The organism is Streptomyces sp. NPDC048462, assembly GCF_043200175.1.
Lineage (GTDB): Bacteria > Actinomycetota > Actinomycetes > Streptomycetales > Streptomycetaceae > Streptomyces.
On the sequence record NZ_JBICXG010000001.1, the window covers coordinates 258281 to 271717 of the forward strand.

General features: G+C 71.0%; 9 protein-coding genes. 7 read left to right on the forward strand and 2 right to left on the reverse strand.

What is annotated here, in order from left to right:
- Window positions 1–6 precede the first annotated feature (6 nt).
- Complete coding sequence (locus ACGFU6_RS00955) at window positions 7–519, forward strand: GNAT family N-acetyltransferase (protein ID WP_393607333.1); 513 nt, start codon at window positions 7–9, stop codon at window positions 517–519.
- 86 nt (window positions 520–605) lie between these two features.
- Here ACGFU6_RS00955 and ACGFU6_RS00960 read toward each other — a convergent pair whose 3' ends face one another.
- Window positions 606–2951, reverse strand: coding sequence for an AbfB domain-containing protein (locus ACGFU6_RS00960; RefSeq protein WP_393607335.1), 2346 nt, complete (start codon window positions 2949–2951; stop codon window positions 606–608).
- A gap of 97 nt (window positions 2952–3048) precedes the next feature.
- The gene (locus tag ACGFU6_RS00965) at window positions 3049–5496 is read right to left on the reverse strand and encodes an RICIN domain-containing protein (RefSeq protein ID WP_393607337.1); all 2448 of its coding nucleotides are present in this window, start codon (window positions 5494–5496) and stop codon (window positions 3049–3051) included.
- A 531-nt stretch (window positions 5497–6027) separates the two neighbouring features.
- Between ACGFU6_RS00965 and ACGFU6_RS00970 the strand changes: the two genes are divergently transcribed.
- The 6 genes from ACGFU6_RS00970 (at window position 6028) to ACGFU6_RS00995 (ending at window position 13395) form a co-directional block, all read left to right on the forward strand.
- Window positions 6028–7113: an ABC transporter substrate-binding protein gene (locus ACGFU6_RS00970; RefSeq protein ID WP_393607339.1), complete on the forward strand. Its 1086-nt coding sequence runs from the start codon at window positions 6028–6030 to the stop codon at window positions 7111–7113.
- Between the two features lie 188 nt (window positions 7114–7301).
- Window positions 7302–9089 carry an ATP-binding cassette domain-containing protein gene (locus ACGFU6_RS00975; RefSeq protein ID WP_393607341.1) on the forward strand — a complete coding sequence of 596 codons (1788 nt, stop codon included), beginning with the start codon at window positions 7302–7304 and terminating at the stop codon, window positions 9087–9089.
- On the forward strand, window positions 9086–10060 hold the full coding sequence (locus ACGFU6_RS00980; RefSeq protein ID WP_393607343.1) for an ABC transporter permease: 975 nt from the start codon (window positions 9086–9088) through the stop codon (window positions 10058–10060). The genes ACGFU6_RS00975 and ACGFU6_RS00980 overlap by 4 nt, the downstream gene beginning before the upstream one ends.
- Window positions 10057–11115, forward strand: coding sequence for an ABC transporter permease (locus ACGFU6_RS00985; protein ID WP_393607345.1), 1059 nt, complete (start codon window positions 10057–10059; stop codon window positions 11113–11115). The genes ACGFU6_RS00980 and ACGFU6_RS00985 overlap by 4 nt, the downstream gene beginning before the upstream one ends.
- A 98-nt stretch (window positions 11116–11213) precedes the next feature.
- Window positions 11214–12239: a LacI family DNA-binding transcriptional regulator gene (locus ACGFU6_RS00990; RefSeq protein ID WP_393607347.1), complete on the forward strand. Its 1026-nt coding sequence runs from the start codon at window positions 11214–11216 to the stop codon at window positions 12237–12239.
- Window positions 12240–12321: 82 nt separating this feature from the next.
- Window positions 12322–13395: an aldose epimerase family protein gene (locus ACGFU6_RS00995; protein ID WP_393607349.1), complete on the forward strand. Its 1074-nt coding sequence runs from the start codon at window positions 12322–12324 to the stop codon at window positions 13393–13395.
- Window positions 13396–13437 lie beyond the last annotated feature (42 nt).

Genomic DNA, 13437 nt, shown 5'->3' on the forward strand with positions numbered 1-13437 from the left:
CATGGGATGGATGATCCGCAGATCCGCCGGCGCCACGACGACGACCTGAAGGCGTGCGTCGAGGCACTGGCCACGGTGTACGAGGCGGACCGCTACCCGGCCCGGTGGCCGGACGACCCGGCGGGCTGGCTGACCCCCGGCGGGCTGGTCGACGCCTGGGCGGCCTGGGACGGCACGCACGTACTGGGGCATGTCGCACTCACCCGGACCGGCCCGGCCATGGCGGCGGAGGCCGGGCTCGCGCCGGACGAACTGGCCTCGGTGTCCAGGCTGTTCACCACGGCGTCGGCCCGGCGGCGCGGAGTGGCGAGCGCGCTGCTCTCGACCGCGTCGGCAGCCGCCGCGGCCGACGGCCTGCGGCCGGTCCTGGAGGTGGAGGACGGCGGCGGCGCGGCCGTCCGGCTCTACGGACGCGCCGGATGGCGGCTCGTCTCCAGCCGCGTGGGCGACTGGACGACGGCCGACGGCCGGACGGCGCTGCTGCACACGTACATCGCACCGGCGGCTGCGGCGCGGTAGTACACCTGCCGGTGACGGACCGGCGGCCCGGACGCGACGCGTTCGCGTCGTGTCCGGGCCGCCGGCGTGCGTGGTGCGGGGGCCGGTCAGGGAGCCCAGGGGGCCTCCACCGCCCAGGTGGTGTCCTCGGTGAACGTGGCAGGGTTGTCCCAGGCGTGCCCGCCGCCCGGCGCGGCCAGCCACACCTCCGAGTCGATGTGGCGCAGATAGCTGCCGGGCAGGTTGGCGCTGGACAGCCGTACGCCGCCGGTGCCGGCGATCGCGCACCAGGTGGCGTCGGCCTTGAAGAGCGCCGAGCCGTCATTGGCGTCCCGCCGGACCCGGAAGTCCCGGTGCCGGAGGTACTCGCCGGGATAGTTGCGGGACTCCAGCGAGTAGCAGTTGCTGTTGGCGAGTCCGGTGACGACCTTCCAGGTGGCGTCGTTCTTCAGCAGTGAGCTGCTCCCGCCGTCGACGACCTCGGTGAAGGCGAGTGCGTCCTGATGGCGCAGGTACTTGTCTGTGTACCCGGGTGTCGTGACCCGCAGTGACTTGTACTGCCCGGTGGGCAGGGTCACCGGCGGGGCCGGGTTCCGTGAGGCGTTGATCAGGGCCTGGTTGGCGGCCTTCACCCGGGCGGTGTCCACCTTGACGACCTGGCGGTCGTAGGTGAGCAGCCCGTTCGCCTCGTTCTCCACATCGGTGATCTCCGTGTAGACCGAGGCGGAGAGGCCTGCGGGCAGCTGGCCGATCCGGATGCTGTCGAGCAGCCCGACGAAGCGGTTGTTGAGCGCGGCGACGCTCGGCTGGTCCTCATAGCTGAAGCCGCCGCCGGGGAACCACTCGTGGCCGGGGACCTTGTAGCCGAGTCCGCCGAACTCGCCGAGGACCGCGGCTCTGGTCGCGGTGGGCGCGGTGTTGCCGGGGCCGACGTAGATGTGGTTGTCGACCACGTCCCCGTTGCCGCCGTCGACCGAGCCGCAGCAGTTGACCCCGCTCATGTTGTTCACCAGCCGGGACGGGTCGTACGCCTTCACCTCGTTGGCGATCCTGGCCTGGTCGTACTGGCCCCAGCCCTCGTTCTGGTCGACCCACATGACGAGCGAGGGTGAGCTGCGGTGCTGGTCGATGATCGCGTGGAACTCGGACTCCCACTGGGCGCGGGCCGCCGAGTCGGGGCTCTTGCCGGTGTCCATGGCCGGCATGTCCTGCCAGACCAGCAGGCCCAGCTTGTCCGCCCAGTAGAACCAGCGCTGTGGTTCGACCTTGATGTGCTTGCGGACCATGTTGAACCCGAGGTCCTTGTGGGCCTGCAGGTCCGACTTCAGTGCGGCGTCCGTCGGCGCGGTGTAGATGCCGTCCGGCCAGTAGCCCTGGTCCAGGGTGCCGGTCTGGAACACGAACTTCCCGTTGAGGACCGGTCGCAGCACGCCGTCTACCTTCGCGACGGCGATGGAGCGCATGCCCGTGTAGCCGCCGACCGCGTCGGTGACCGCCGAGCCGTCGAGCAGCTCCGCCTTCACGTCGTACAGGAACGGGTCCTCCGGGGTCCACAGGTGCGCGTTCGGCACCGGTACGGAGACCTCGGAGCCGACGGTCCCGGTGGCCGTGCCGACCACATTCCCGCCGCTGGAGACGGTGACCCGGGCGCTGCGGCCGGACGCGGACGCGCCCTGTACCTTCACCCGCAGGGTGCTGCTGCCCAGGTTCGGTGTCATGTCCAGCCGGGTGATGTGGGCGGCAGCGACCGGCTCCAGCCAGACGGTCTGCCAGATGCCGGAGGCCGCGGTGTAGAAGATCCCGCCGCCGTTGTGCGGCTGCACGTCGTTGATGCGCTGCTTGCCGACAGCCTGCCCGCCGGTCTGCGTCGGGTCGTACACGGAGACCACGACCGTGTTCGTACCGCCGTTGAGCTGCGGCGTGATGTCGTACGCGAACGAGTCGTAGCCGCCCTTGTGGGCGCCGGCCTGGGTGCCGTTGACCCAGACCGTGGTCTGCCAGTCGGATGCGCCGAAGTTGAGCTCGACCCGGCGGCCGTTCCAGTTCGAGGGCACGGTGAAGGTGCGCTTGTACCAGAGCTTGTCGTTCTCGGTGATCTTCCGCTGGATGCCGGAGAGCGCGGACTCCGCGACGAACGGGACCCGGATCTGATCGGTGAACGAGGACGGCTGCCCGGCGTCGCGGCCGGTCACCGCGAAGTCCCAGATGCCGTTGAGGTTGGCCCAGTCGGGCCGGGTGAGCTGCGGGCGCGGGTACTCGGGCAGCGGCTTGTCCACCGGGACCTGGGCGGTCCACGGCGTGGTCATGGGGGAGGGTTTGGGCGTCCAGGACGCGGCACCGGCCGGGGCCGTGCCGATCCCCACCAGGGCGGTGGACACCAGCGCCAGCAGTCCGGTGGTGGCGATCGTCCGTCTCCACCAGGGCGTGCGGCCGGGAACACGTAAGCGGCTCATCGGTTCGTCTCCTTCGCCGGGGGGGCTGCCCCGGTACGGGGAAACTCCCCGCGCCGGGTGGCGCGGGGAGCGGTGCGGGGGGGGAACGGTCAGGGGGTCAGACGAGCTGCCAGAGGTGGTCGTCGGTGCCGTTGTCGTCGAATTGGACGACGTGGGCGCTGTTCGAGGTGGACATGTTGTCGACGCCGAGCACCTTGCCGGAGTTGCGGTTGCGGATGCGGTACCAGCCGTCGGCGTCGGGAACGAGCTGCCAGAGGTGGTCGTCGGTGCCGTTGTCGTCGAACTGGACGACGTGGGCGCTGTTCGAGGTGGACATGTTGTCGACGCCCAGCACCTTGCCCGAGTGCCGGTTGCGGACGCGGTACCAGCCGTCACCCTCGGGGACCAGCTGCCAGTCGTGGTCGTCGGTGCCCGTGTCGCCGAACTGGACGACGTGGGCGCTGTTCGCGGTGGACATGTTGTCGACGCCCAGCACCTTGCCGGAATGCCGGTTGCGGATGCGGTACCAGCCGTCCGTCAGCCAGGGCGTCCCGTCCGGACCGGCGGTCGGGAACGAGGTGATGCGCAGCCGCGCCGCCCCCATCGGGACGAGCGTGACCTCCTCCACCGGCGCCGTACTGCGGGCCGGGCTGTCCTGGAGCGGGGTGACGACATGCTCGCCGTCCGCGGTCCACTCCGGGATCCGGCGGGCCCGCGCGGTCATGGTCAGCGGGGTGCCCTCCAGCGTGAACGGGTTGTCGTCCCCGACCCGGCGCACGGTGTGGGGGTGCAGCGAGGCGGCCGGCTTCTTCCCGTCCAGGACGAGCCCGTAGTTCCACGGTCCGGTGGCGTGCACCTCGTACTCGGGGAACTGGTCGGTGCCGCCGGTGCGCCTGTACTCCTCGCCGATCCGCAGTGAGTAGGTGAGCGGGCCCCGGTCCACGCTGACGGAGCCGTGGTTGTGCTCCCAGGTGCGCACGGTGGTCGTCTGCGGGAAGCGCAGGGCCACCTTGTCGCCGTCGGCCCAGGTGCGTTCGACGCGGGTGAAGGCGGGGCCTGCGGGGGCGTCCACCCGGCGACCGTTCACCTTGATCTCCGGAGCGTCGCACCAGGCGGGCACCCGCAGTACCAGCGGGAAGCGCAGCTGCCCCGGCGCCTTCAGGGTGAGGGTGACCGAGTCCGTGAACGGGTAGCCGGTCTCCTCGGTGAAGGTGACCTCGGTGCCGCCGGCGACCTTCGCGGTGACCTCGCAGGCGGCGTACATCGCGGCGGCGAGACCTCCGTCCGGGGTGGCGAGCCAGAGCTCCTCGGTGAAGTACGGCCAGCCCATGCCGTAGTTGTGCGGGCAGCAGCGGTACTGGTCGACGCCCGGCAGGAACGCCTGCATGGCGAAGCCGTTCTGGAACTGCCGGTCCTTCTTGGGGACGTTGTCCAGGTCCACGCTGTTGGCACTGGTGATGTAGTGGACCGCCTTGCCCGAGGGGTCGAGGGAGGCCGGCAGTGAGTTGAAGGCCAGCTCCTCGCAGCGGTCGGCCCACAGCGGATCGCCGGTGATCCGGGTCAGCAGCTGGTGGCTGGCCATGAACTCGACGATTCCGCAGGTCTCGAAGCCCTGCCGGGGGTCGCCGTGCCCGGGGCGCGCGTTCTCGTCCCCGGCGAAGCCGCCACCGGGGAACTGCCCGTACTGGTCCATGGCCTTGCCGTACGTCCCGTAGGTGTTCCGGGTGTCCTGGGCCGAACCGCTGCGCAGCGCGTACTGGGCGGGCTCGCGGAAGCCCTGCGCGATGTTCACGTTGTGCGGGTTGACCAGGTTGTCGCCCCAGTCGGCCCCGTTCGCGTGGATCTTGTCGGCGAGGTCGAGGAGGAAGGCGTCGCCGGTGCGGTTGTAGAGCCAGAACACGCTGTCCAGCCCGTCGCCCCAGCGCAGCGCGATCCAGCTGGTGTTGAAGGCGCCCGGCCCCTGCGCGTTCATGTACCGGAAGAATTTGCTGAGGAACGGGATGATCCGGGTGTCGCCGGTGTACTCCTGCCAGGAGCGCAGTGCCTGGACCAGCGGCAGGAAGGGCCAGAAGTCCGGGCCGCCGTTGAGTGACGTGCGCAGCGACTTCGGGCCGAAGAAGCCGTCGGACTGCTGGGTGGTGAGAATCGCGTCGAACCAGCGGCGTACGGCAGCCAGAGCCCGGTCGTCACCGGTGACGATCGCGAGGTCGGTGTAGCCGCGCAGCCAGTACGGGACCTCCTCCCAGCCGCCCAGTTCGGGGCGGACCCAGCCGGTGGCGGCGAAGTCGAGGAAGTGGGAGAACTCCTCGTACCGGCCGCACAGGCCGTCCAGTTGGAGCTTCAGCTGTCCGGCCAGCCAGCCGCGTGCGGTGACCCGGCCCGGCGGGAGTTTCAGGAACGCCGTCGGGTGCAAGGGTGCGGAGTTGGGGGAGTAGTGGCCGCCGTGGGACGGTTTCGCCCGGTGCTCGGCCGCGGTCGCGGTGGTGGCCCAGCGGCCGTTCGCCGCCGTCGCGGCCGCGGCCGTGGCCAGCGCGCCTGCCATGAGCTGTCTGCGGTTCAGGGGCATGGAGGGGTCTCCTGCTCTCTGCCGGCCGTGCGGGGTTCCGGCTCGGGGAAGGCACATGACACGAGTGGGGCCGTCATGACGCAGCGGACCGGGGGGAGCCGGAGCGCGTGCATGGCGAGAGGAGCCGTCGCGGCCGGAAGGGCTGCGCGGCGCGGTGCTTGCAACGTTGGAAATTTGGCTACCGGCGGTATGACAGCACGGCGTCGGGCGGCTGTCCAGGGTTGCGGCAGTAACCGGGCGCCGGTGGCAGCCATTTCGCCCCGGGCGACTCCGACACATTTTGGAAACGCATCGACAACGCTCTTGCCGCCCGTGCCGCGCCGCCTATATAACGTTGTAAACCGAGCCGCCGAGAGGCCGCGCAGGCTCTCACGACCGCAGTTCGTGCAGCTGGGGCCCACCCCCGCGAAGCACTGGCGGGGGTCGTGAGGAATGCAGTGACATCAGCCGCCGTGCGGCCGATGCATCGTCCAGCCATGCCCGACCGCACACCCGCCGGTGTGCCGTCAACCCGCCAAGGAGCCCCCGCGCATGATGATCCAGCGCCGAACCCGTACCCTCGCCGTGGCCTGCCTCCTCGCCGCCACAGCCACGCTGGCCGCCTCCGGCTGCTCCAAGTCGGAGGGCTCGGACAACGCGAGCTCTGACAGCAGCCAGGGCGCCCAGGCGGCCAAGTCCCCCGAGTCGTCCTCCGGTTCCGGCTGCTCGCTGCAGACCTACGGGTCGCCGAAGCTGGACCTGAAGAACGCGGTCGTCGGCTTCTCGCAGTCGGAGAAGGAGGCCAACCCGTTCCGGATCGCCGAGACCCAGTCCATCAAGGACGAGGCGAAGAAGGTCGGCGTCAAGAAGCTCCTCACCACCAACGCCCAGTCGCAGCTGTCCAAGCAGATCAGCGACATCCAGGACATGCTGTCGCAGGGTGCCCAGTTCCTCATCGTCGCCCCGCTGAACTCCGACGGCCTGGAGCCGGCGCTCAAGGCCGCCGCGGCCAAGAAGGTCCCGGTCCTCACCGTCGACCGCAAGCTCAACTCCACCGCGTGCAAGGACTACGTGGCCTTCCTCGGCTCCGACTTCGTCGAGCAGGGCAAGCGCGCGGCGGACGCGATGATCAAGACGACCGGTGGCAAGGGCAAGGTCGCCATCCTCCTCGGCGCCTCGGGCAACAACGTCACCACCGACCGCACCAAGGGCTTCGTCGACCAGCTCAAGGCCAAGGCGCCGGGGCTGAAGATCGTCGCCCAGCAGACCGGTGAGTTCGCCCGCGACAAGGGCCAGCAGGTCATGGAGCAGCTCATCCAGTCCAAGCCCGACATCACCGCTGTCTACGCGGAGAACGACGAGATGGGCCTCGGCGCCGTCACCGCGCTGAAGGCCGCCGGCAAGAAGCCCGGCAAGGACGTCAAGGTCGTCTCCGTCGACGGCACCCGCAACGCCGTCCAGGCCCTGGTCAACGGCGAGTACAACGCCGTCATCGAGTCGAACCCGCGCTTCGGCCCGCTGGCCTTCGCGACCGCCCAGAAGTTCTACGGCGGCGAGGAGATCCCGGAGAACGTCATCATCTCCGACCGCGCCTACGACGAGTCCAACGCCAAGGCCTCGCTCGGCGGCGCGTTCTGACCGCGACCGGCACCACCTGCCCGTAACACCCGCGGGGAGCCCGCCGGGCCGGGGCCGGACGCGCGGCGATCCGCACGCGTCCCGCCCGGCCCGCACCGGCCCCCGGCGCACCGCCGCCGTGACGCTCCCACCCGTCACGGCGGCCACCGGGCCCACACCCTTGGAAGAGCGGAAGGCCAAGACCAGCCATGGCACCACCCGAAGCAGTACCGCAGCCGCCGGAGCCGGCCGCCGACGCGAAGGAGCCGACCGAGCCCGGCGCCCCCGCGACGGAGGCGACCGGGCCCGACGCCCTCGTGAAGGAGGCCACCGAAGCGAAGGACGCCCCCGAAGCGACCGGCGCCCCAGGCACGAGCGCCGTTCCCGAGGCGAGGGACGTCCCCGGTGCGAGCGCCGCCACCGGCACGGACGACGGCTCCGCCCCGGTCGTCCTCGAAGCCCGCTCGGTGAGCAAGCGGTTCCCCGGCGTCGTCGCCCTCGACGATGTCTCGTTCTCCCTGCGCGCCGGGGAGACCCACGCACTGGTGGGGGAGAACGGAGCCGGCAAGTCCACCCTGATCAAGGTGCTGACCGGGGTGTACCACCCGGATGAGGGCGAGCTGCGGCTGAGCGGCCAACAGATCGCCTTCTCCCGCCCGTTCGAGGCGCAGCAGGCCGGCATCTCCACGATCTACCAGGAGGTGAACCTCGTCCCGCTGATGAGCGTGGCGCGCAACATCTTCCTCGGGCGTGAGCCGAAGAACCGTTTCGGCCTGATCGACTTCGGCCGTATGCACCGCGAGACCACCGAACTCCTCGACGGCTTCGGCGTCCGCGTCGACCCCAAGCGGCCCCTGCACACCCTGGGCATCGGCACCCAGCAGATGGTCGCGCTGGCCCGCGCCGTCTCGGTCAACGCCCAGGTCGTCATCATGGACGAGCCCACCTCCTCGCTGGAGCCGCGCGAGGTCGAGACCCTCTTCCGGGTCATCGAGGACCTGCGCGAGCGCGGCATCGCGGTGCTCTACGTCAGCCACCGCATGGACGAGCTCTACCGGATCTGCGACCGCGTCACCGTCCTGCGCGACGGGCGGCACATCCACACCGGCGACCTCGCCGACCTCGACCGCATGCAGCTCGTCTCGATGATGCTCGGCCGCGACATGGCCGAGGTGCGCCGCTCCGGCGTCACCAGCTTCGGTTCCGAGGGCCACGACGCCTCGCGCACCCCGGTGCTCACCGCGTCCGGCCTCTCCCGCAGCCACCAGCTCCACGACATATCCCTGTCGCTGTACGCCGGTGAGGTGCTCGGCCTCGGCGGACTCCTCGGCTCCGGCCGCAGCGAGACCGCGAAGGCCCTGGCCGGTGCGCTGAACCTGGACTCCGGCGAGATCGGGATCGCCGGACGCACCCTGCGCAGGCTCACCTCCGCCGGCGCCATCCGCGCAGGCATCAGCCTGCTCCCCGAGGACCGCAAGGCCGAAGGCATCGTCCCCGGCCTCTCGGTGCGCGAGAACATCGTGCTGGCCGCGATGCCACGCCTCTCCCGCGCCGGTGTCGTCTCCCGCGCAAAGCAGGACCGCATCGTCGAGATCTTCATGAAGCGGCTGCGGATCAAGGCGGCGAGCCCCGAACAGAAGGTCGGCGAGCTCTCCGGCGGCAACCAGCAGAAGGTCCTGCTGGCGCGCTGGCTCTGCCTGGAGCCCAAGGTGCTGCTGCTCGACGAGCCCACCCGCGGCATCGACGTCGGCGCCAAGGCCGAGGTCCAGAGCCTCATCGACGACCTCGCCCGCGAGGGCCTCGCCGTGCTGCTCATCTCCTCCGACATCGAGGAACTCATCGAGGGCGCCGACCGCATCGTCGTCCTGCGCGGCGGCGCGGTCGCGGGTGAACTGGCGGGCGACGAGGTGGCCGAGAGCCATCTGCTCGAAGTGCTCGCCGACCACTCACCGGCGCCCGCAGGGCAGGCCCCGGCCGCTCAGGAGGACCCCCGATGACCCAGGCCACGCTCTCCACCCCCGCCGCCCGCCCGCTGGCGCGGCTGCGCGACCCCGCCTGGTACCAGGAGTACGGGGTGTACCTCGCCGTCGTGGTGGTGCTCCTCTTCAACGCCCTGTTCACCGAGCACTTCATGACCGCGGACAACCTGCGCACCCAGCTCGTCCAGGTCGCACCCATCGTCATCGTCGCCCTGGGCATGGCCCTGGTGATCGGTACCGAGGGCGTCGACCTCTCCGTCGGCTCGACCATGGCGGTGGCCGCGGCCCTGCTGCCGCTCTACCTCGGCTACGGGCTGGTGCCCGCACTGGTCATGGCGCTGCTGGCCGGAGCGCTCGTCGGAGCGGTCAACGGCACGCTGGTCTCCCTCGTCGGACTCCAGCCGATCGTCGCCACCCTCGCCCTGTTCGTCGGCGGCCGAGGTCTGGCCCTCGTCATGGCGGACGGCCAGCTCAAGCAGATCGTCAACCCCGACCTGCTCTCGCTCGGCACCGGGTCCTTCCTCGGCATCCCCCTGGTCGTACTCATCGCCGCGGTCCTCGCGGTCGCCGTCGCCTTCCTCGTCCAGCGCACCACCTTCGGCCGCCAGGTCGTCGCCATCGGCGGCAACCGGGCCGCGGCCTCGCTCGCCGGACTGCCCGTGCGCCGCGTACTGATCGGCGTGTACGTGCTCTGCGGGGTGCTGGCCGCACTGGCCGGCATCCTCGCCACCGCCAGGCTCACCGCCAGCGACCCCTCCTCGCTCGGCAGCCTCATGGAACTCTCCGCCATCACGGCCGTCGTGGTCGGCGGCACCCCGCTCAACGGCGGTTCCATCCGGGTGCTCGGCACCGTCGCGGGCGCCCTGCTGATGCAGCTCCTGCGCGCCACCCTCGTCAAGCACGACCTGCCCGACTCCACCGCACAGATCGCCCAGGCGGCCATCATCATCGCCGCCGTCTACGTCGCCCGGGAGCGTCGGTCCCGATGAACGAAACCTCACCCGCACCGGTGGCCCAGGCCCCGGCACCGCGCAAGACCCCCGCAGCCGCGGGCGGCGCGCCCCGCCCCGTGACCGGCACACCGCCCCCGCTCGGGCAACGGCTCGCCGAACTCCTCCAGCGCCAGGGCGTGCTCGCGGTCCTGCTCACGGTCGTGATCGTCGCCTCGTTCGTCTACCCGACGTTCGCGACCCTGGACAACGCCCGCGGCGTGACCGTCCAGGCCTCGTTCCTGGCGGTGGTCGCCCTCGGCATGACCATGGTCATCATCACCGGCGGCATCGACCTGTCCGTCGGCTCCGTCTTCGCGCTCGGCGGCGTCCTCGCCGCCTGGGCCTCCCAGTGGGGCTTCCTGTCCGCACTGCTCGTACCACTGGTGGCCTGCGGCGCGATCGGACTGCTCAACGGCTTCCTGGTCGCCCGCGCGGGGATGGCACCGTTCATCGTCACGCTCGCCACCCTGCTGGGAGCCCGCGGCATCCTGCTCGCCTTCACCGACGAGGGCGCCACCACCTACCTGGTCCCCAAGGGATCGGCCTTCGCCGAGCTTGGACAGGGAAGCGTGTGGGGCTTCGGCTACCCGATCCTCATCGCCCTCGTCCTGTTCGGCATCGGCGGCCTGCTGCTGCAGCGCACCTCGTTCGGGCAGACCCTCTTCGCCGTCGGCGGCAGCAGCGACGCCGCCACCCTGATGGGCCTGCCCGTGGCCCGCACCAAGATGCTGGTCTACACGCTCAGCGGACTGCTGGCCGGACTCGCCGGCGCGCTCAACGCCGCCCGGCTGTCGTCCGGGGTCACCATCGTCGGCGTGGGCATGGAGCTCGACGCGATCTCCGCCGTCGTCATCGGCGGCACTCTCCTGATCGGCGGCGCCGGCTCGATCAGCGGAACGCTCTGGGGCGTACTGCTGCTCGCCGTCATCCAGAACCTGATCAACCAGATCGGCTCGCTGAACTCCTCTTACCAGTCCGTGGTCAGCGGAGGGTTCCTTATCGTTGTCGTCGTGGCGCAGCGCTATCTGGCGCGCAGCCGCAGAACCACTTGAACCTGTGCCGGGGCCCCGGGCCCCGGCACAGGCCGAGCCGAACCGGCGGAGCCGGGCCACCGCGCCTCAACGCGCGTCAAGTCGATTCAGGGAGTGCCGTGGGCGTCAGCCTCAAGGACGTTGCGCAACGGGCGGGCGTATCCATCAAGACCGTGTCGAACGTGGTGAACAACTATCAGCACGTCACACCGAAGATGCGCGCCAAGGTACAGCAGGCCATCGACGAGCTCGGCTACCGGCCGAACCTCACCGCACGGCATCTGCGCAAGGGCCGTACGGGCATCATCGCCCTCGCCGTCCCCGAGTTCGGCAACCCGTACTTCGGGGAGCTGGCCGGGGAGGTCGTCGACGCGGCCGCCCGGCACGACTACACCGTGCTGGTCGACCACACGGGCGGGCTCCGGGAGAAGGAACTCCTGGTCAGCCAGGGATTCCGGTCCCACGTGATCGACGGCCTCATCCTCAGCCCCATCCACCTGGAGACCGAGGACCTGATGGCACGGGCCGAGACGGCCCCGCTGGTGCTGCTCGGCGAGCGCGAGTACGAGGCGCCCTACGACCACATCGCCATCGACAACGTGGCGGCCTCCCGCGAGGCCGTACGCCACCTCATCGACCAGGGCAACCGGCGGATCGCCTTCCTCGGCTCGCGCACCGGCCGCGAACGGCAGCCGGCCCACCTGCGGCTGCGCGGCTGGCGGGAGGAGCTCGCCGCCGAGGGCATCGTCCCCGACGAGTCACTGGTCGTCGTCACCGACGGCTACGGCCGCCAGGACGGGGCCACCGCGATGGCCGCCCTCCTGGACCGGGGCGAGCAGCCCGACGCCGTGTTCGCGTACAACGACCTCATCGCCATCGGGGCGATGCGCACCCTCTCCGAACGCGGTCTGCGCATCCCCGAGGACGTCGCCGTCGTCGGCTTCGACGACATCGAGGAGAGCCTCTACGGGGCCACCACCCTCACCACGGTCGCCCCGGACAAGGAGGCCATCGCCCGCCTCGCCGTCGACAGCCTCGTGGAGCGACTCTCCGGCGACGCGGCCCCCGCCCCCCGGCGCCCCCGGCCCGGCTACCGGCTCATCGTCCGGGAGTCCACCGTCCCCCGGCCCCCCGCCGGGCCGTAGGGCCTCTCGTCCGGATCAGGCCGGATCCGGACGAAAGGCCCCAGTCCCCCTCCCGGCCGTCCGCTCCTCGCAAGGACCTCTGATGCCTCGCCCCACCGTGAACCGCAAACCGTTCGGCGCCCATGGGAACACGGACGTCGATGTCTGGACGCTCGACTCCGGCAGCGGAGTCCGCGCCGAGATCCTCACCTACGGCGGCATCCTGCACCGTCTGACCGTGCCGGACACCGGGGGAGCCCCCGCGTCCGTCGTCCGGTCGCTGGCGGGCCTGGCCGACTACACGAGCGGCAGCCCGTTCTTCGGCGCCCTCATCGGCCGCTTCGCCAACCGCATCGCGCACGGCCGCTTCACCCTCGACGGGGCGGTGTACCAGGTCCCCGCCACCGACCGGGGACACGCCCTGCACGGCGGGCCCGAGGGCTTCCACACCCGCGTCTGGCAGGCCGACGGGGAGGCCACCGACGTGGCCGCCAGGCTCCGGCTCAGCCTGCACAGCCCCGACGGCGACATGGGATTCCCCGGCGCGCTGGACGTCACCGTCACCTACATCCTCGACACGGCGGGCACCCTCACCCTCGGCTACACCGCGACGACGGACCGCCCCACCGTCGTCAACCTCACCAACCACGCCTACTTCGACCTCGCCGCCAAGGGAGACATCCTCGGCCACACCCTCCAGGTGTACGCCGACAGCTACCTCCCCGTCGACGAGGACGGCATCCCCGAGGGCCCGGCCGCGCCGGTGCACGGCACCCCGTTCGACCTCACCACCCCGCGCACGGTCGGTGACCGGATCGCGCTCCCCGACGAACAGCTGCGCAGGGCGGGCGGCTTCGACCACTGCTGGATCATCCGGGACCGCAACACCGGTCTCAACCGCGCCGCCCGCCTCACCGCCCCCGGGGGCGGGCGGATCATGGAGGTGTGGACCACCGAACCCGGCATCCAGGTCTATACCGCCAACCAGCTCGACGGCACCCTCGCCGCACTCGGCGGCGGCCGCCACGACCGTCACAGCGCCGTCTGTCTGGAGACCCAGCACCTGCCCGACTCACCCAACCGGCCGGACCAGCCGGGCACCGTGCTGCGCCCGGGCGAGGTCTTCCACAGCTGGACCGAGCTCAGGTTCCCGCACCTCGCCGCCGTCACGGCCTGAGCGCCCGGCCGCGACCGTGAAAACGGCCCGGCCCGCGGATGT

Coding starts and splice junctions, on each gene's coding strand:
- ACGFU6_RS00955 (WP_393607333.1), top strand. CDS start 7: ATGGATGATCCGCAGATCCGCCGGCGCCACGACGACGACCTGAAGGCG.
- ACGFU6_RS00960 (WP_393607335.1), bottom strand. CDS start 2,951: ATGAGCCGCTTACGTGTTCCCGGCCGCACGCCCTGGTGGAGACGGACG.
- ACGFU6_RS00965 (WP_393607337.1), bottom strand. CDS start 5,496: ATGCCCCTGAACCGCAGACAGCTCATGGCAGGCGCGCTGGCCACGGCC.
- ACGFU6_RS00970 (WP_393607339.1), top strand. CDS start 6,028: ATGATGATCCAGCGCCGAACCCGTACCCTCGCCGTGGCCTGCCTCCTC.
- ACGFU6_RS00975 (WP_393607341.1), top strand. CDS start 7,302: ATGGCACCACCCGAAGCAGTACCGCAGCCGCCGGAGCCGGCCGCCGAC.
- ACGFU6_RS00980 (WP_393607343.1), top strand. CDS start 9,086: ATGACCCAGGCCACGCTCTCCACCCCCGCCGCCCGCCCGCTGGCGCGG.
- ACGFU6_RS00985 (WP_393607345.1), top strand. CDS start 10,057: ATGAACGAAACCTCACCCGCACCGGTGGCCCAGGCCCCGGCACCGCGC.
- ACGFU6_RS00995 (WP_393607349.1), top strand. CDS start 12,322: ATGCCTCGCCCCACCGTGAACCGCAAACCGTTCGGCGCCCATGGGAAC.